The following is a 17,850-nucleotide window of genomic DNA, read 5'->3' as shown; positions in this document are numbered from 1 at the left end:
GCGTGATGGCGAGAAATCGCCATCACACCGGTCGTGAGCCCAGCAAGGATTACTGTGGCAAAACTTCAACCGCCCAGACACGCGAGGGCGCGAGAAGCCCTGACCCGGGTTCCGAAACCCGGCCGATCGAGACATCCACACCCAGTTGCGAGTTGGTGGACCACCCTTGCTTCGCTTGCAGACCACGGAGCCACGCCGCCTAATGTCGCTGGCCCGTACGGCACCCGACCGCCCCGCGCTCAGCGTGGAAAGTGCTGCCGGGGAATGGGCCGTCTATACGACCCGCCAGCTCTACGAGAGGGCCAGTGCGACGGCCGGCTACGCGCTGGCATCCGGTCTGCAACGAGGGCGGCACACCCTCATCGCGCTACCCAACGGCGAAGGCCTCATCCGGGCCACCCTTGCGTCGTGGATGCTCGGCTGCACGCCGATGATCATTCCTCCGCAGGCGACCGATTCGGAGAAGCAGGTCCTCTTCAAGGATCTGGGTGAGGTTGCAGAAGAGGCGTTCCCATGGAGTGAGTCCGAACTCGCCACAGCGCTGGAGCCGGACGCGTCATGGTCGGCGTTCTCGCCTCAGGGCGTGGAGCCGAGCATCACCTGGTATCTGCCGACCGGTGGCACCACAGGACTGCCCACCCTGTTCCCCGTCAGCCCCCGGCCGAGTACAGCGCTCACCGGTGCCCGTCGACTAATGGAGAACGCCCGCTGGTCCCCCGGCGCCGTGCAGCTCTGCATCGGACCGCTCACCCACGCGGCACCGCTCATGATGTGCATGGCTGGCATCGGTGGCGGCTCCCATGTGGTGATGCCCCGTAGACTCGATCCAGTCTCGCTGAAGCGGGCGATCGACCGCTTCACCCCGACATGGTGTCAGCTGACGCCCCATCAAATGGCTTTGATAGATGCCAACCAGAACCTCTGGGACGCTCTCTGCTCGCCACTGACCGGCATGCTGCACACCTCAGCGCCATGCCCGGAGGAGGTGAAGCGACGATGGATCGCTCGGCTCGGAGGCAACCGGGTACATGAGACCTACGGCTCCACCCAGGCGGTGGGTACGACGATCTGCGACGGCAATGAGTGGCTGGCACACCCTGGCACCGTGGGCAGACCCTTCCTGTCCAACCAAGTACTGATAGCCGACGAAGAGGGCCGAGCATTGCCGCCAGGCGAAGTCGGCGAGGTGTTCATGAGGAGCGAGTGGACCGAGGTGTTCACGAGTAACGAGCCGCAGAGACTACGCAAGGACAACCACGACTTCCTCAGCGTCGGCGACCTTGGATACACGGACAGTGACGGCTACCTATACCTCACAGGTCGCCTCAACGACGTCATCCTAGTGGGCGGAGCAAACGTCAGCACGCGCGAAGTCGAAAGCGTACTACTGACCCACCCCGAAATTTCCGAGGCCGTGGTCGTAAAGCGCCCAGATTCACTGATGGGCGACGTCGTCCACGCGGTGGTGGTCCCGTCCGACATGAAGAATCCTCCTGACATCGAGAGGGTGCGAGAGCATTGCCGCGGAAAGATCTCCCAGTACAAGATCCCTCTCACCATCAACGTTGTCGAAACGCTTCCGCGCTCCCACTCCGGAAAAATCGAGAGATTCTTGCGTCGTATTTAAAGAATCATAGAGAAGACGGGAAGTAATGCCGACCGAGCGCGTGCACACAGATGAGAAAATAATATTCACGCTACTGAGCCTTGCACATGAAGTGCTCGGGATCGAGTGTGATCCACATCGTAATTTCTTCGAATATGGTGATTCACTGGCGGCTACACATATGTGCACCCTGGCGGCTAGCCGGCATGGCTGGCAAATTTCCGCCCGGGACGTATACGCATGGGAGTCATTCACTCTCCTCGCTGATGCGATCGAGCGCGACAAATGCGACCAATAGGGGCACTGAATAGGAGGGGCTCATGAGAATCGGCGTAGATATACTCGAAAAGACCCGGTTCGAACGCATAGCCGCTAACGATCGGTGGATCCGTGCAATCTTCACGGAGCGGGAGCTCGAACCGATCAGCGCCTACAGCCCCGAGCGGACCAGTGAATACCTGGCGGGGAGATTCAGCGCAAAGGAGGCAATCGCAAAGGTTCTCGGCATCGGGTTCATGGGGAAAATGAAGTGGCGCGACATCGAAGTGTTGCGTTCATTGCCCAGCGGGAAGCCCTATGTCCTGCTGCATCATTTTGCCCGTACCCGAGCCGAAGAGATTGAGGTCGGAACGGTGCAGGTGTCCATCTCTCACCAGCCGACGGTGGTTGTCGCCTTCGCTATTGGTGGACATGAGTGCTTATCTGGCCGGCATGCCGAACTCCGAAGCGACTTGGACTTCGTCGCTCCGGACGCCTAGGGTGATTCGGGATATGTCTCAACAACACAGAGATACAAGGGGATTCAGATGCTGGCAGTTGAAGTGGAAGGGCTGCGCAAGCGATACGGCGACACGCTGGCCATAAACCACTTGAGCCTGACGGTGAGGAAGGGCGAGATCTTTGGGATCCTCGGTCCGAATGGTGCGGGAAAGACAACAGTTGTTGAGTGCATAGCCGGGCTCCGCAAGCAGGATGCCGGCCGAATCCGTGTCGCAGATCTCGACCCACAGTCACAACGGTCGAAGGTGCGGGAAATCCTCGGCGTACAGCTGCAGGAATGCAAACTCCCGGAGAAACTCCGAGTGGAGGAGGCGATCCGCATCTTCTCATCCTTCTACCGCGACCCCGCTGATCCCGAAAAGCTCCTTGTCGACGTAGGTCTCGCAGACAAGAGGCGGGCCTACTTCGAGAACCTCTCAGGGGGACAGCGGCAGCGTTTGTCGATTGCACTGGCTCTCGTCGGGCAACCACAGATCGTCATTTTCGATGAGCTGACCACCGGCCTCGACCCACAAGCTCGCCGCCACGTCTGGGAGTTGGTCGAATCGGTTCGAGCCTCAGGCACCACCGTTCTCCTGGTGACGCACAGCATGGAAGAAGCTGAGCGGCTCTGCGACCGCCTCGCGCTCATCGATTCCGGCCGGACCGTCGCGTGTGACACCCCGGCCGAACTGCGAGCCACGGCCATGCAGGCTCTGGGGCGAGACAATGTCACCCTTGAGGACGCCTACCTGCGACTTACTGGAAAGAACTTCGAGGTGGCAGAATGAATCGGATTTCTGCGCTTTCTCAGTTTACTGTCATGGAATTCAGGCTGACCCTCCGAGAAAGCTCGCGGTTCTACCTACCACTGGCACTCCCCCTAATCATACTCGCGATGAACGGGATGGCGGACGACGCACAGAAGCCCGTCGCCGAGTTCAAGGGACTTAGCGCCCTGGATGCCTATATCGTTCCCCTCTCCGCGGTCATGATTGTCACCATCATCGGCTTGATGCACGTACCGTCCGGGATAGCACAATACCGCAGAATGGGAATTCTGCGCCGAGTGTCGGTCACGCCAGCCAAGCCGTTGATGATCCTCGTAGCCCAGGCCCTGATTCTGCTCATTGTTACGGTGTTGGGTGTGGCGCTGGCGCTCGCGCTGGGTTTCCTCGCCTTCGGCATCGAGGCTCCCAGAAACCCCGGAGGAGTGATCACGGCCTTCGTCCTGACACTCTGTGCCATGTTCTCCCTCGGCTTGCTGATCGCGGCACTCGCTGCCTCTCCCCGAACGGCCAGCGTGATCGGGCTGGTGAGCTTCCTCGCCCTCATGGCAACAGGCGGCGGCTTCTCCAATCGGAATGAATACCCCGGTTGGCTCGCCACCGTGGCCTCCTACACCCCCTTCGGGGCTGCGCACGAGGCCATGGTGAACTCGTGGAGCGGAGGCTCTCCCACGATGACCAACTTTCTGGTTCTCCTGGCGGTGACCCTCATTGCCGGAACAGGCTCTATGTTCGCATTCCGGTGGGAGTAAGACCGTGAGTCTGCTCTCGTATTGATCAGGAACTCAAGGAGTTCTCGTTAAGGATGTAGCGGCGGGGGGCCGCGGAAAATCGTGATAGGTGTCCCGGTTTCCTACCACAACACTTTCCGGCACCGCTTTGAGAACTGCACTCGAGCCTTCTGTGTGTTTCAGGGGTCGTCGGAAGCGCAGACCCGGCGGGCAGGCCCCGATCCCGCTGTTCGTCCTGGCCTATCCGAACACGGTCATCGCGTACGCCGTGTGGAACTGGCTGCTCAAGGAGTACCCGGTCTCCGCCGTGGCACCGCTCTCCCTGCTCGCCCCCGTCTTCGGCCTGCTCGGCTCCGCTGTGATCTTCGACGAGCGGCTGTCCACGCCGAAGCTGCTCTGCCTCGCCCTGATCGTTCTCGGACTCATAACCAGCCTGTACGGGAAGCGCCTCGCCAATGCGGTCGCCACACTCGTACGGCCAGCGAGTACGGACACCCTGACAAGGAGCTCCTGATGCGGAACACCCTGATACCCGGCGTCGTGGACGGGACCGTCACCCGATCCGTGGACGACGAGGGCCATGTCTCCTTCCACGTCCTGGTCCCCGGCGCCAAGGGCCATCCCGACAGCGGGGACCGCATCGAGATCGTCCTCGTCGGCACGGACGCCGAACAGCTTCTCTCGGCGCACACGTCGACCCCCACTGTCCCCTGCTCGGTCGGGGTCCGGTTCGGCTCCCGCTCCCCGCTCTCCACCGCTCGCTGAATCACCGGAATTCAGGAGACTTCCCGTCCAGTCCGGCCTGCGCGAATTGGAACGGCTCTCCGCGAGCCTGCGGCTTCACCGCCTGGACAAGGGTCAGGATCTGCGGCGACTCGGCCGCACCGACATCGTCGACGTCCTGCAGCGGATGGCCTACCTGCAGGAGCAGGGCAGCCTGTCGGTGGACGGTCGCTACAAGGCGGTCACCCGGTGCCGACAAGTCCTGCGCCGCATGCGCTCGCTCGGATTCACCGGCTCGGGCCACCTCCTGGACGGGCTGGCCGGTGACTTTGTCCTGCGCAGCGAGGACATCCCCGGACGAGGTGGACGACTGTGAGGCAGGGAAAGTGGGACTCCGGTGTCCATGACGGGGGAGGTCGGCCTTGACAGCGTAGGAACCACCAGATCCCGCGCAGAAGGTCCGCTCGTCTGCGGGGGCTACCTGCAGCTGCGAAGGGCCACTCATGAGCTACACCCTGCTGTATGACCCCCGTGGGAAACTGACCTCCAGCATTCCGCTGGACCGGGGCCGCTATTGCGCCCTCGCCCGTGCGGTTCGTGCCCGGCCGTCGAGGCCCGAAGTGTCCCGGGGGGACTGGGCTCAGCACGCCTGCACGCTCACGGATCACGCCGCACTGGTGATGCGCGAGATCGAGAAGATCCTTCCCGCGCTGCGTGCCGACGACGTACGGCGCCCGACGGCGCAGCAGCTCCTCGCCACGGGGAGAACAATCGTCGCGAACGATTGGGAGAGCAGCGTGGAGAGCGCGTGTGAGCGGGCCGGTCTAGTACTGGACCTGTACGAAGGGCTCGACGCCCTCGGCGGGACGCCCTCGTGAGTGCTGGTGTGCTGTGCCCGGTCCCGCTCCAGGGGGTCATCCCGTCGGTGCACGCGACGTGGAAGCTGATCGGGAACGACGCGGACAGCGCGGAGATCGCGGGCACCCAGGTCATCATCAGGACCACGGCCTGGCGGGTCGCCCCCAGCACCTGCGTCCAGTTGGGGGCCCTCGCCTCCGACCTCGTGCAGCACGTCCAGTCGGCCGCACCGGCCTCCCCCATGGTCGTCTTCGTCCACCTCACCCCACACGTGGCCAGCGTCGCCGTCGTCGTCCCCGGAAGCACCCTCTCGGCGGCACAGATCGGGACGCCCGCCACCTCTGTCCCCGCCGACCGCTGCGGGTGCGTCCACAGCGACCCGGCCGGCGGGCCCGTTCTGGTCGCGTCCGTCCTGCCGTCCCCGGAGTCCCGCGTGAGCGACACCCCCGCCCCGCCCCTGCCTCTCCCCGACCCTCAGCAGGTGCCCGGCCTGCCGGTGCGGCAGCGCGCCACGGACCGGCAGGCCGAGGGCCCACAGCTGTCCGCCCTGTGGCTGACCGCCCAGGAGGCTGCCGCGCAGCAGCGTGCGAAGGAGGGGCCCGCACGAGGATCAGGATCCCGTCGCGGAAGACCCTGATGGTCTGCTACCTCGTCATGCTCGCGATGCCGGTGCTCGGGCTCCTCGTGGCCATCGCGACGGGTGCGTAGCCGTCCGGCCCGCTGCCGTCCCGCACCAGCCGCCGGGATGGTTGTCGGCCGCACACCCCCGTGTGCGGACCGTCCGCCGTACAGAGGAGTCGGGCACCTGCGTGTCCAGGCGGCGGGGGTTACACGACTATGCCGCTGCCGGTGGCCTGGGAGCGGGACGTTTTGCGTCCAGGGTCGCCCGGGGCGATGGTCGCGGGGTCGACGGCTTCCAGCGGTGACCCCACCCGGTAGGGGCACGTGGGGTCGTCTGGGAGGTTGGGGCGGTCGTGCGGGAGGAGGTAGAACGTACGGCGGGGGAAGAGACCGCTGTCCGCGCTCGGTTTGGCCTTCGGCTGAAGGTTGACGTATCCGACGAGTCGGCCGTCCCGTTCGTAGCGGGGGCGGCCTCTGCGGGTGGGAACTTTGTCGAGGGACTGGCGGACATAGTCGAAGTCTGCGGGGTCTTCCAGCCATACGACCTCGGACTCGTGCACGAGATCGCCTGCGTTGGGCGTCGCGCTCACGAGGTCTCCTGGAGGTCGGGGGCCAGATGTTGGCCGTGCTGGGGCTGGGTGTGACAAGGATGGGATCTGGTGTGCCCTCGGGTCTCATGGTAGGTCGCATGAGAGGGCGATGGGAGAACGCGTGAGGTCATCCGGCGTTGTCCCGGGGCGGCTCTTGTGCAGTGAGGTCCAGCAGGGCGAGCCGGGGGTAGTACTTCGTCGCGTTGTTCTTGATCATATCGGCGGGGGACGCAAGTCCGAGTTCCTGACGGATCCGGCTGGCGAAGGCCCGGCTGGAGGAGGCCCGGATCCCCTCGTCGGAGCACCAGCGGCCGTAGGTCTCATAAAGGGCTTTCTGCTCGACGCGCAGGTCGGTGCTGTCCCCTTGGAGGCAGCATTCTTGGAGGAAGCGACCGACGTGGTCCTCGGTGGTCTGATATGCGGCGGTAGCCACCCTCACGGAGGCCGGGCCGGCCAGAGGGTCCCGGGTGGCCAGGTAGCGGGTGGCACCCTCGATGAGCCAGTGCAGGATGCCGGGGCCTTCGTCGCGGACGAGTTCCGCGGCCAGGTTGTCGATTTTGCGGGCGTCGGGGACCTGCCGCTCGAACGGGATGATCCGCATGCGGCGCCAGAAGGCGTGCCCACCGGTGCCAACTTCGGGGCGGTGGTTGCCCAGCAGCCACAGCTTATGGGTGGGGGTGAAGTTGAAGAAGTCCTGCCGCATCCGGCGGGCGGTAATCCGGTCGCCACCGGTCAGGAGCTTCACCCTGGCTTCGTTGAAGGTGTCGTTGGGCTTGAGTTCGGAGCAGACCACGATCCGCCGGCCGTGGAGTTCGGTCAGCTCGGTGGAGTGCTCGGAAAACTTGCCCTTCTCCATCAGGAAGCCCGGCGGGGCTGCGTTCGCGTAGTCCCCGAGGAGGCTGGTGAGAACTTCCAGGAGTACCGACTTGCCGTTCGCGCCAGAGCCGTAGAGGAACGGCATGACCTGCGCGCCCACGTCTCCAGTGATCGAGTAGCCGAGCAGCAGGTGCAGGAACCGGATCGTCTCCAGCCCCTTCTCGTCCTCGCCGAAGGTGTCAGCAAGGAAGCTGTGCCAGCGCGGCACGTCCATCGCGATCGGGGCCACCGTCGTTGCGCGGGAGTGCATATCGGTAAGCGGGTTGGGCTTGTGCAGCTCCCCCGTCTTGAGGTTCACCACGCCCGACGGCGTGCACAGGGCATAGATGTGGCCGTCGAGCTTGTTGGGATCGAGCCGTAGGCCAGGAGCTCCCTGGGCCTGGCGCAGCAATGCGGTGAGGCCTGAGGTTGAGGCGGTGTGGCGGCGATGGGCTGAGAGTTCGCGGTCGCTGAACAGTCCGCGGGGGTCCTTGGCAGGGATGCCTTCGGCCATGTCGCCAGCGGCCCACATCGCTTCCTCGATGCCTCCGACGAGCTTCCAGCGGTACTCGTCCCAGCTGTGCCAGCCCATCCCGATGACGTAGCGGAAGCGTTCGCCGAAGAGGCGGGCGAACAGTTTGGCGTTCCCGCGGTCGGTGAGCGCGTCCGGCATCCAGCGCAGGTCCACGCCCTCGGGGACAGAGGCCTCGGCCTGCTGCGCTGGGAGGTTCGGCTGCATCTCCAGCACATGCAGGTCGGTGCTGCGCATCGCCTGCGCGGCGCGTTCGGCGTCGAAGCGGCCGTCGGCACTGGCGCTCATGAGCGTCCTCAAAGGGTGGAGCGGATCGGGAGTCCCCGCAGCGGGATCAACGGGACTGACGGGCCTGAGGTTTCGGGATAGCGAAAGGGATCGTATCGGATGGTCACGGCTGGGACGGCAGGCCCTTGGCGTGTCGCAATTGTTCAGTCCCGTGAGTCCCGCCCGGGCGGTGGGCCTCGGAGGCGTTCAGACCCGCAGAGGGTCAGGGGGTTCAGTCCCGTGAGGGGAAAAGACCAGTTCAGGGGCATGTTGCTCCTGCCTGCGGGACTGACGGGCCTGAACAGTGCAGTTATGAGTTGCACTTGCATTTCCTTTCCTGACGCGCGGGCGCGTACAAGAGGATCTTCTCCACACAGTTCATAACTACGTGCTTGAGTCCCGTCAGTCCCGCAGGAAACGAGGTTAGGCCGCTGACCTGCAGTTTTCCCTGCTGCGGGACTGAAGCCCGTACCGCCCCCGACGGGACTCAGACCCGTCGGACCGCCCCCACACCGTTTTGCGGTGCCCAACCTGGAAATTGAGTCCCGCCAGCCCCGTGGGCTCGTGATGCATTAGTCGGCGGGACCGAACGGGACCGAAGCTGAGGCCAGTCGAGATGCTGGGCTCAGCGCTGAGAGCCGAGCAGGGCGCTGTGCAGGGCGTTGAAGTGGATGAGGTTGAAGGTGGGCAGAGGGACGTCTTCGCCAGGGACGGGGTATTTGGGTTGGCCTCGCAGGTGGAGTCCAAGCGCGGGGGCGGGCGTTGGCGAGAAGTGCGAGGAGGCGGATGTGTTCGTTGAACTCGGGTTGTGGAAGCGGCAGGTCGAGGTCGTCGTCGACGTAGGCGAGGGCAACCGGCATGTAAGCGAGGACTTCGGCCACCGGGTCAGGGATGTTGCGGTGGTCCTTTTTGAGCAGGCGCAGGATCCGGAGTGCTGCGCTGACGGTCCCCTCCTCCGGGTCGGGGGTGGCGGCTTGGGCGAGCCAGAATTTGGCGGCGCTGTCCTCGCCGTGGGCCAGGTGGTGCAGGAAGAGGCAGTAGGCGGCGGCGAGATCCTCGGCGCCGGCGGCGAACTGCCACCAGAACTGTGCGGCTTCTTCTTCCTGGGCCAGGTACAGCAGACACCCCAGGACGCGGGCCCCGGCCGGGGCGGGCATCATTCCGGTGGCGAACTCTTCGCGGTCCTCGTCGAGTTCCAGCTCGTCCAGGGCGCCCGGGTGGCCTGCGACCGCCTCGCACAGGATCCGCAGGTCTCGTGCGGCCTCCCCCTCCGGGCGCCCGGAGGGGGAGGCTCCCCCGGTGGGGCCGCTCTGTCGGGCGTTGTTGCGCAGGCGGGAGGCGAGGCGGGCTTCGGCGGCGTCGACGTCGCGCTGGGGGTAGGGGGTGGTGGCGAGGCGGGCCCGGTTCAGGAGGTCCTCGATGCGGGGGGTCATCCAGCAGTCCCTTCGTTCTCGGTGTCCAGGTGCAGCAGTTCTCGCAGGCGGCGAATGGCGTGCCGGGCGTTGGAACGCACACTCGCGGGGGTGAGCCGAGATGTTCGGCGACCTTGGGCGCGCTCATGCCGTGTGCGTGCAATAGCAGGATCACGTCCATCTGCCGCGGCGGTAGTCTGCGAACGTGGTGGAACAGGTTCAGGCTCTCCTCTAACTGGCCGACCGGGTTAACGGCCGCGAGGAGGGCTTCTGTCTGGAAGGCGGCGGTGTCAAAGGGCACCGGGCGGCGGGCCCGCGCTTTGCCGGCGTCCGTGGTGCAGTGGCGCAGTACCGTCCATGCGTACCCAGCCGGATTCTCTTTGGAGAGCACCGAGTTCCAGGCACGCAGCAGTTTCTCCCCGCCCCCCGCGACATCGCCGCCCTCCTTGAGCTCCCCGAGGGCGAACAGCAGGACGTGCTGGTGCGCGACCGCCTCATGGGCGACCCGGCCACCGGAGCCCCGCTCCAGCTGGCGACCAGCTACCTGCCCGCCTCCCTGGCCCGCGGCACCCAGCTCGCGCAGAAGGACACCGGCCCCGGAGGCATCTACGAGCTCCTTGAACGGATGGGCCACAGCCCGCTGTCCTGGGAAGAGGCTGTCAGCGCCCGCATGCCTACCCCCACCGAAAGTGAGCGCCTCCACCTCCTCGAAGGGGTCCCGCTCCTGCGGATCACCCGCACCACTACGGGCCCCGACAGCACCATTCTTGAAATCAATGACACCCGTATGTCAGCCGAGACCTTCGAAATCGGCTACACCCTCACCCGGCACCCCAGCGCCCAACACCCATGACCGTCAGCGCAGCGCACGGAGCGAGGTGTCGACTGCGGAGCGCTTCAGACCCCGGTCCCCAGCGGCACCGGACCGGATGTCGCCCGGCGGTGCCCATCTCCTGGAGCCGATGCTGCCGCCGGACCGTTGCCCCGTTCATACCGATCGGCATGCCAGGGGCTCAGGAGAGGGCGCCGGGTTTGCGCGGCCGGGGCACGGCGGGAAGCAGATCCCACAGGGGTCGGGAGCCGGAAGCCCAGGCGGCGAGGGTGTGGTGCTCGACGACGTGGAGCCGCTGCTGCTGGGCGAAGGCCACTGCGGGCGCGGTCACTCGCCCGTTGGTCACGATGACCGCAACGTCGGCGTGGTGGACCGGGCGCGCGGTGCCGTTGAGGACCTGGAGGTCGGGTGTGCCGACGGCGGAACCGGCGAGGCCCTGGCGACGGTGTTTGCACTGAATGACCCACAGCCTGCCGTAGGGGTCGGTGGCCTTCACGTCGGCGCCCTGGTCCCCGCCGCCGCCCACCCGGACTGCGTCCCGGCATCCGTCGCGGAACATCAGGTCCCGCACCGCGTCCTCGAACCGGGAGTGGTGCAGCGCATCCAGCTGGGGCATCGCGTACCGCAGCGCCCGCGCCTGCACGGCGTCCCAACGGGCCCGCTGCTGCCTCTGGTGCAGCCAGAAGCCCCCGGCTCCCGCCGCCGCCACTCCCAGGACGACGAGAATCCACCAGTTCGCCAGCAGCCAGTTGACGGCCGACACCACCAGGCCCACGCCCACGAACCCGGCCACGACGACACCGATCAGCTGGTCGTTCTCCCGCTGGCGCCGTTTGCCGGACGTGCGCGGCCGCGGCCGTGAACCGGCCCCTCGTTTGCGTGTCGGCCGTCGTCGTCGGCGGCGGGCGGGAGTACTCACTGGGTGCTCTGTGCGATGGACTGCGCGAGCTGCTTCAGGAAGTCCCCGATGCCCTGCCCGACCGGGGTGGGCGCGATCAGGATGCCCAGGACCAGCACGATCAGAGCGGTGTTTCGTTCCTCGACCCGGCTGCGGGCCTGAGTGCGCCGTTTGAGCCGGAAGAACACGACGACAGCAAGCAGCACCGCAAGGTTGATGGTCAGAATCACCAGGCCCTCCCCCAGAACTGTCCACCTCTGCCCCTCTGTCTAGTGAGACGAAGCGCGTTGTGACGGTGAGTTGACGGGAAATGGCACAAAGTCATATGTCGGGCGTCTCAATACCCCCCCGGACACTTCGCGAGCCCGGGGCCGATGCCGAAGGAATTGACCTCGCGCAGGCCGTGTTGACCGCCCGCCCTCTCCATCCGCCCACCCGTAGCCGTCAGCACCACCGAAGTCCCGCACCCCTGTCCGAGGGCAGAAGGAAGCGCTCCGTCGCCTGGCGCCCAAACTGAAAAGAGACCTGACAGCCCCAGTCGAGGGGAGCAGACCAGCAACGGCACCTTCTCCAAGAACTCCAGCAGACCGTTGAAACCCTCGCGGCAGTACTCCACGCCAAGATCGAGCAGGCATCGCGGGATCTCGGTCAACTGCTCCCGCAGTCAGCAGCCCTGGCCAAATGGCTGAAGGAGTTTCCTCTCCAATCCGGAGGCCAGGCTCAGGGGATCGAGAATTCGGACGCCCCCGCGCATGATCGATGTGGTCATACTGTGGAGCGGAGCCACGACCGTTGCGGGAGCAGCATGGCGACGCCCGGCTGACGGGCAGCTCGCCCGACGCAGCGCGGCCGCCGCGGCCTGGCGGCGTCGCTGGAGCCGGGTCTCCGTGAGCGGGTCCGTTGCCGCCGGGTCCGGTGCCGGGAATGCGCGGGCGCTGAGCTCGCGCCTCATCTGGGTGCGCCGTTCCACCGAAGCCCCCGCAGGATACGTACGACGGTGCGGCCCGCTGCCTTGTTGACAGCCGCGATGACGCGGGTCCGCTCCAGGCGGGTCTTCGGCGCCCGCTCCGGCGACGTGCCCGGCGAAGTCCGGGGCGATGGCCGCCCACCGCTCGCGCAGGGTGGCGCCGGCGGCCGGGATCTCCCACGCCCACTCGGTGACCAGTGCGCCGATCGCCGTCCGCAGGCCCAACGGCTCGCGCCGTGCGTTTTTCGCACACAAAGGAGTCTCTCAAGATTCTTTGACCCAACTCCCTTATGATCAAGGGGAGTTGATGTCCTCAACTCCGTCTGAGCGACCGTTGGGAAGCAGCGCAGACAACCACACGACGACTGCTTGGAGTGCCAGTGCGGGATCGCCTTGCCGCTTTCGGGGGCAACAGCATCCTTGCCCGGCGCATTCTGCCGACCTGGACAGCAAGAGCGGTCCGCCAGGACCAGCCGGTGCACATCTACGTCGCCGGCCCGCCGGGCAGCGGCAAGACCGCGGTCGCGGACCTGGTGCAGACATCTCTTGACCAGCGGGGCGGGGCCGTCCGGATCTGCAGCGACCTCTACAAAAGCGCCCACCCGCACTACGCGGCAGCCCTCGCCGACGATGTCCGTACCGCCGGTGCTCGGGTGCGGGCCGACACCCGCCGCTGGCAGGCGGCTGTCCTGGCGCACGCACGGTCCCACCGCCTCGACGCGGTGATCGAAACCGCCCTGACCGACGCCGACGTAGAAGACCTGCGGGCCGCAGCAGCGGCGGCCCGCAGGGACGGCACCCGCCTTGAACTCGTCACCGTCGCCGCCTCGCTCGCCCACTGCCAGTCCGGCATCCTCGCCCGCTTCCTCGACGGCGCCCTCCACCAGCAGGGTGGGCGGTTCGTGAGCTGGGACAACCTCGACACCTGCGCTCAGCGGCTCCTGCACAACCTGACGGTGGTCGAGGACGAGCAGCTCGCCCACCGGATGCCCGTGGTGCGGCGGGACTGCGCCCTGCTGTACGACAACGAGCTGACCGTCGAGGGCACCTGGCGCCGCCGGCCCGCGGCCGCGCAGGCGGTGGCCACGGAACAGGGGCGGCCGTGGACTGCCCGCGAGACGTCTCAGTTTCTGCAGGACCTTGCGCTGAGCGAGCGCCTGCTGCACACAGCCCCGCTCCCCGAGGACAGCCGCCTCGCGGTCCAGCGGGACGTCGCCCGGGCCGCGGCACTCGCCGAACCCCTGCGCCGCCGCGCCCAGGCGACCCGCACGGCACCCGGCGTCAACTACCACCGGCTGTCCCCCGCCGAACACGCGTGGACCTTCGAGAACCTGATCGTGCCCGGCTACCTGGACGACGTCCTTGCCCAGGAGCGGCCCCGGGCCGTCTACGTGATGGGGCAGCCCGGGGCGGGCAAGACCCGTGCCGCCCGGCTCGTGCAGCGGGAACTGCGCGGTCAGGGACGCCGTCCGGTGCGGATCGTCGCCGACCGGTTCAAGGCGATGCATCCGGACTACCTGCGGCTGCTGCAGGAGGAGCCACGTACGGCAGGGGCCCGGATACGCGCCGACTACAAGGCGTGGCAGGCACAGGCCGAAGCACATGTGCGCGAGCGGCGCGGGGACATGGTCATCGAGATCGCACCGGGCGACGCCGAGCAGTTCCTGGCCGGGGCCGCCCTGCACCGCCGGGCCGGGTACGAGGTCGAGCTGGTGGTGCTCGCGGTGCGGGCGGCCGACAGCCGTCAGGGCACCGCCGCCCGCTGCGCCGAGGTCAGCGCGCGCGGCCTGCCCGCCCGCTACACCGCCACCGGCGGACACGACCAGTGCTTCGCCGCGACCACCGACGCCCTCGCCGCCGCCGAAGACGACAGCTCGGGGCCGGTCGTCGACGAGGTGCGGGTCGTACGGCGCGACACCACCGCCCTGCACCACAACACCCGCACCCCGGACGGCCGGTGGCTGCACCAGCCCACCGGGGTACGGGCGCTGGTGGAGGAACGGCTGCGCCCCTACAGCGCCGACGAGGCCGCCCGCTTCCTGGACATCCACGAGCACCTGCGCCGGGCCCTGCCGCAGTACCGGGCCGAACTAGAGGAAACCCTCCAGCTCGCCGCCCTGCTGATGCCCCGCGTAGAGGCCCGCGGGGTCGCCGCGGGCAGGGTGCTGGCGGCGCTGCCCGGGCCCGTCCCGTCTGCCCCCGAGGCGGCCTACTGGCCGGAGAGGTCCTTGAAGGCCGCCTCGTAGCGTGCGGCGATGCGCGCGATTTCGGCGTCGTCGGCCTCCTCCAGGGCCCGCTGGTCGACCTGGGCTTCCCGCACAGACTCTGCCAGGGCGGCCAGACGCTCCTGGTCCGGTGCGAGGGCCTGGCGCTCGGTGTGGAGCTGCCGCCGGTATGCGGCGGTCACCTGGACCACCATCTCCAGGGCGGCCTCAATGCTGACCGGGTCCGGCACACCGGAACCGGTGCCGGATTCGCGCTCAGGTGTGGGGCCGTGGGGGTTCGAGCTGTTCATCAGAGGTGCCTTCCGGTTCCGACGGGCAAAGAAAGATCATTTTCGGCGTGCGGGGACGAACCCGCCAAGGCAACACGTGCCGACACAGTCCCGGGAAGAGCGGCGTACCAGACCCGATACCGGCAGTGGCTGCCCAACTGCTGCGGGTCGCACATAGGTTGGAGTCCGGTGATCACACACGGGGGTGGGCATGGCAGGGCGGGATCTGCGAGCGCTGTTCGGTTCGAACGACCGGAACTTCACGGCCGGGGAGGCATTCACGAACCGGCAGGGCCAGTGGCAACTGGTCGCGGCCGCGCTCACCGAGCACCTGCACGACCTGGCTCAGCCCGGCTTCAGGGTTGATGACTTCGAGGCACCGCGCCGCAATGTCCTGACCTTCCACGGCGTCGGCGGTATCGGGAAGACCGTGCTCTCCCGCAAGCTGGAGGCCACGCTGAAGGACGCCGCGGACCGCCCGGCGCAGTGGGGCGAGCCCGTGTGGCCCGCGGGGTGGCAGATCCTGCCCGTCCGGATCGACCTCGCCCGGTCCGCCGGCACCGACTTCGAACGCGTCATCCTCACGATCCGCCTCGCGCTCGCCGAACTCGGACACCCCCTGCCCGCCTTCGACATCGCGCTGCGCCGCTACTGGGAGCGCCAGCACCCCGGGGAGCCGCTGGAGGAGTACCTGCGGCGCAGCACGCTTGCCTCGAAGGTCGGGAAGAACCTGCCGCAGCAGATGCAGTCCGCCATGTCCGACGTCGCGCAGGCGCTGCTGCTGCCTGGCACGGTCGGCACGGTCGTCGGCCAGGTCACAGGCTCGCTGGTCGGGGCGCTGCGCGAGCGTCGCCAGTCCGTGCGGGCGCTGGCCGGGTGCGCCCGGCTCGCCGACCTCCTGGAGGCGGAGGCCGACCTGGACGCCCTCTCCTACTACCCGCACCTGCTCGCCTTCGAGCTCTCCCAGCTCCCCGCCGACAAAAGGGTGCTGCCGGTCGTCCTGCTCGACACGTTCGAGGATGTCGGTGACCGCACCCACCGCGACCTGGAGCGCCTGCTGCAACGCCTGGTGTGGCTGATGCCCAACGCCTTCTTCGTCATCACCGGCCGCTCCCGGCTCCAGTGGGCCGACCCCGCCCTGGAAGGGCAGCTCGACTGGACGGGCCCGGTGGCGTGGCCCGGCCTCGCCGCCCACGACATTCCGCTCCCCCGCCCCGCAACCGGCACCTCCCGGGGGCGGCAGGTCCTCGTCGGGGACTTCAGCAGTGAGGACTGCGAGGACTACCTCGCCCACCGCCTCACCACCTCCGCGGGACAGCCGCTCCTTCCTGCGGCACTGCGCGAGCAGATCGCCGCCCGCTCGCACGGGCTGCCCCTGTACCTCGACCTCGCGGTGATGCGGGTCCTGGAAATCCGCCGCACCGGCCGCATCCCCGTCCCCGCCGACTTCGACGGCGGCTTCCCCGCCCTGATCTCCCGCACCCTCCAGGACCTCACCCCGCAGGAACGGCACGTCCTGCGGGCCGCCTCCCTCTTCGACGCCTTCGATACCACCCTTGCCGTCTCCGCCGCCGCGCTCCTCCACGAGAGCGCCGCCCGACGGCTCATCGAGCGCCCGTTCGTCCGCGACAACCCCTTCGGATTGTGGCCGTACTACCTGCACGCCCTGATCCGCACCACGTTGCGCACCGCCGACGACGCCACCGACGACGCCTGGACCGCCGCCGACTGGGCACAGGCAGCCGACCGCGCCCTGACCGCGCTCGGCACCCAGTGGCAGCAACACACCAGGCCCGGCCGCCGGCTCCTGATCGGCTGCCTGCGCCAGGGCCTGATCCTGGCCCGCGACTTCCGCCTCGCCCTCGGCTGGCTCGCCGACGCCGCCTGGATGTACGTCGGCGACTCGGTGTGGGAGCCGCTCGCCCCGCCCGCCCCTCACCCGGCCAGCCCGGTGCAGCTGGAGACGGCCGCCGACGCCCTGGTCGAACTCCTCAGCGCACTCGCCCGCCGCCAGCACCAGCACCGCTCGCACACCGCCGCCCGCCTCACCACGGTCATCGACAGCCACCTGCTCCCCGACGACCTGCAGCACATGGCCCTGTACTACCGGGCCAAGGCCCACCGCGACCTCGGAGACAGCCCGGCCTCCCGCACCGGCATGCAGACCGTCGCCGATGGCCAGGGCCGCCTCGCCCCCGCCGCCCGCCGCGGACTCGCCCATCTCGCCCGCATGGCCGGCGACTTCCCCACCGCCCTCACCACCGCCCGCACCCTGGGCTGGGAAGGCCGACACCACCGTGTCCAGGGCGACATCTGGTGGCTCCACGCAGACATGGACCGCGCCGCCGTCGCGTACGCCGCCGCACGCGACGAAGCCGACACCCACGGCGTCACCGGTGAACGCGGCAACAGCCAGGCCCACCGCGCCTTCGCCCTGGCCTTCACCGACCCGTCCGTCGCCGACAGCGAACTCGCCCTCGCCGAACAGCTGCTGGCCGGTGTGGACCTGCGCGTCACCACCCTGATCACACATATCGCGGCGCTCGCCCGCGACGCCGGCCGCACCGACACCGACATCGACGACCGCGGTCAGGCATTGCGCGCCGAGATCACCGCAGCGGGCGTGACGTACGCCGAACTCGCCCTCGACCTGGCCCTCGCCTTCCACCACGCCGTCCAAGGCGACCAGGACCAGGTAACAGCGACCATCGCCCGGCTCCGCGAGAACACCCGCGACGGCGACTTCGCCTACTACAGCGACATCGCCGCCTTCATGGCCGCCCTGCCCCTCGACGAAGCCTCCCCGGCACGCTGGATCGACGGTGCCCAGCACACGCGGCGACGATGGCGCAGCCTGGTCACTACCCGCCACAACACCCTGCAGAATGCGCTGTGACCACGGCATCGGTCCGGGCGT

General features: G+C 67.7%; 19 protein-coding genes. 13 read left to right on the top strand and 6 right to left on the bottom strand.

Annotated features, from left to right (window positions below; translation table 11 throughout):
- The first annotated feature begins 175 nt into the window (after nt 1–175).
- From ACIA73_RS38280 to ACIA73_RS38235, 10 genes are all read left to right on the top strand, one after another.
- Nucleotides 176–1,627, top strand: a complete 1,452-nt coding sequence (locus ACIA73_RS38280; RefSeq protein WP_399443605.1) for a class I adenylate-forming enzyme family protein — start codon at nt 176–178, stop codon at nt 1,625–1,627.
- A 25-nt stretch (nt 1,628–1,652) separates the two neighbouring features.
- On the top strand, nt 1,653–1,904 hold the full coding sequence (locus ACIA73_RS38275; protein ID WP_399443604.1) for an acyl carrier protein: 252 nt from the start codon (nt 1,653–1,655) through the stop codon (nt 1,902–1,904).
- 22 nt (nt 1,905–1,926) lie between these two features.
- Nucleotides 1,927–2,364: a holo-ACP synthase gene (gene acpS / locus ACIA73_RS38270; RefSeq protein ID WP_399443603.1), complete on the top strand. Its 438-nt coding sequence runs from the start codon at nt 1,927–1,929 to the stop codon at nt 2,362–2,364.
- A gap of 48 nt (nt 2,365–2,412) precedes the next feature.
- The gene (locus ACIA73_RS38265) at nt 2,413–3,156 is read left to right on the top strand and encodes an ABC transporter ATP-binding protein (RefSeq protein WP_399443602.1); all 744 of its coding nucleotides are present in this window, start codon (nt 2,413–2,415) and stop codon (nt 3,154–3,156) included.
- 32 nt (nt 3,157–3,188) lie between these two features.
- On the top strand, nt 3,189–3,905 hold the full coding sequence (locus ACIA73_RS38260; protein WP_399443601.1) for an ABC transporter permease: 717 nt from the start codon (nt 3,189–3,191) through the stop codon (nt 3,903–3,905).
- Between the two features lie 151 nt (nt 3,906–4,056).
- Nucleotides 4,057–4,398 (top strand): EamA family transporter, encoded by a 342-nt coding sequence (locus ACIA73_RS38255; RefSeq protein WP_399443600.1) that lies wholly within the window; start codon nt 4,057–4,059, stop codon nt 4,396–4,398.
- Entirely contained in the window at nt 4,398–4,649 is a 252-nt protein-coding gene (locus ACIA73_RS38250) for a hypothetical protein (protein WP_399443599.1), read from the top strand. The genes ACIA73_RS38255 and ACIA73_RS38250 overlap by 1 nt, the downstream gene beginning before the upstream one ends.
- Before the next feature lie 46 nt (nt 4,650–4,695).
- Nucleotides 4,696–4,983, top strand: a complete 288-nt coding sequence (locus tag ACIA73_RS38245) for a hypothetical protein (protein WP_399443598.1) — start codon at nt 4,696–4,698, stop codon at nt 4,981–4,983.
- Between the two features lie 127 nt (nt 4,984–5,110).
- Nucleotides 5,111–5,485 (top strand): hypothetical protein, encoded by a 375-nt coding sequence (locus ACIA73_RS38240; protein ID WP_399443597.1) that lies wholly within the window; start codon nt 5,111–5,113, stop codon nt 5,483–5,485.
- Nucleotides 5,482–6,102, top strand: a complete 621-nt coding sequence (locus ACIA73_RS38235; RefSeq protein WP_399443596.1) for a hypothetical protein — start codon at nt 5,482–5,484, stop codon at nt 6,100–6,102. The genes ACIA73_RS38240 and ACIA73_RS38235 overlap by 4 nt, the downstream gene beginning before the upstream one ends.
- Before the next feature lie 190 nt (nt 6,103–6,292).
- Here ACIA73_RS38235 and ACIA73_RS38230 read toward each other — a convergent pair whose 3' ends face one another.
- From ACIA73_RS38230 to ACIA73_RS38220, 3 genes are all read right to left on the bottom strand, one after another.
- Nucleotides 6,293–6,676 carry a DUF6009 family protein gene (locus ACIA73_RS38230; protein ID WP_399443595.1) on the bottom strand — a complete coding sequence of 128 codons (384 nt, stop codon included), beginning with the start codon at nt 6,674–6,676 and terminating at the stop codon, nt 6,293–6,295.
- Between the two features lie 127 nt (nt 6,677–6,803).
- The gene (locus ACIA73_RS38225) at nt 6,804–8,351 is read right to left on the bottom strand and encodes a phage/plasmid primase, P4 family (protein ID WP_399443594.1); all 1,548 of its coding nucleotides are present in this window, start codon (nt 8,349–8,351) and stop codon (nt 6,804–6,806) included.
- 551 nt (nt 8,352–8,902) lie between these two features.
- The gene (locus tag ACIA73_RS38220) at nt 8,903–9,763 is read right to left on the bottom strand and encodes a hypothetical protein (RefSeq protein WP_399443593.1); all 861 of its coding nucleotides are present in this window, start codon (nt 9,761–9,763) and stop codon (nt 8,903–8,905) included.
- 319 nt (nt 9,764–10,082) lie between these two features.
- On the opposite strand from ACIA73_RS38220, the gene ACIA73_RS38215 reads away from it, so the two are divergent.
- A complete protein-coding gene (locus tag ACIA73_RS38215) occupies nt 10,083–10,595 on the top strand; it encodes a GntR family transcriptional regulator (RefSeq protein WP_399443592.1) in 513 nt (170 codons plus the stop codon).
- Between the two features lie 160 nt (nt 10,596–10,755).
- Here ACIA73_RS38215 and ACIA73_RS38210 read toward each other — a convergent pair whose 3' ends face one another.
- Nucleotides 10,756–11,493, bottom strand: coding sequence for a restriction endonuclease (locus ACIA73_RS38210; RefSeq protein ID WP_399443591.1), 738 nt, complete (start codon nt 11,491–11,493; stop codon nt 10,756–10,758).
- Complete coding sequence (locus ACIA73_RS38205; RefSeq protein ID WP_399443630.1) at nt 11,490–11,699, bottom strand: hypothetical protein; 210 nt, start codon at nt 11,697–11,699, stop codon at nt 11,490–11,492. The genes ACIA73_RS38210 and ACIA73_RS38205 overlap by 4 nt, the downstream gene beginning before the upstream one ends.
- Nucleotides 11,700–12,819: 1,120 nt before the next feature.
- Here ACIA73_RS38205 and ACIA73_RS38200 point away from each other — a divergent pair.
- Complete coding sequence (locus ACIA73_RS38200) at nt 12,820–14,685, top strand: zeta toxin family protein (RefSeq protein ID WP_399443590.1); 1,866 nt, start codon at nt 12,820–12,822, stop codon at nt 14,683–14,685.
- Here the strand turns inward: ACIA73_RS38200 and ACIA73_RS38195 are convergent.
- The gene (locus tag ACIA73_RS38195; protein ID WP_399443589.1) at nt 14,649–14,954 is read right to left on the bottom strand and encodes a hypothetical protein; all 306 of its coding nucleotides are present in this window, start codon (nt 14,952–14,954) and stop codon (nt 14,649–14,651) included. The genes ACIA73_RS38200 and ACIA73_RS38195 overlap by 37 nt on opposite strands.
- 190 nt (nt 14,955–15,144) lie before the next feature.
- Between ACIA73_RS38195 and ACIA73_RS38190 the strand changes: the two genes are divergently transcribed.
- Nucleotides 15,145–17,829, top strand: coding sequence for an ATP/GTP-binding protein (locus ACIA73_RS38190; protein ID WP_399443588.1), 2,685 nt, complete (start codon nt 15,145–15,147; stop codon nt 17,827–17,829).
- Nucleotides 17,830–17,850: the final 21 nt, after the last annotated feature.

It is taken from the genome of Streptomyces sp. NPDC051561 (assembly GCF_044454195.1).
In the GTDB taxonomy this organism is placed as follows: Bacteria; Actinomycetota; Actinomycetes; order Streptomycetales; family Streptomycetaceae; genus Streptomyces.
This window is presented reverse-complemented; position numbering and strand designations above follow the sequence as displayed.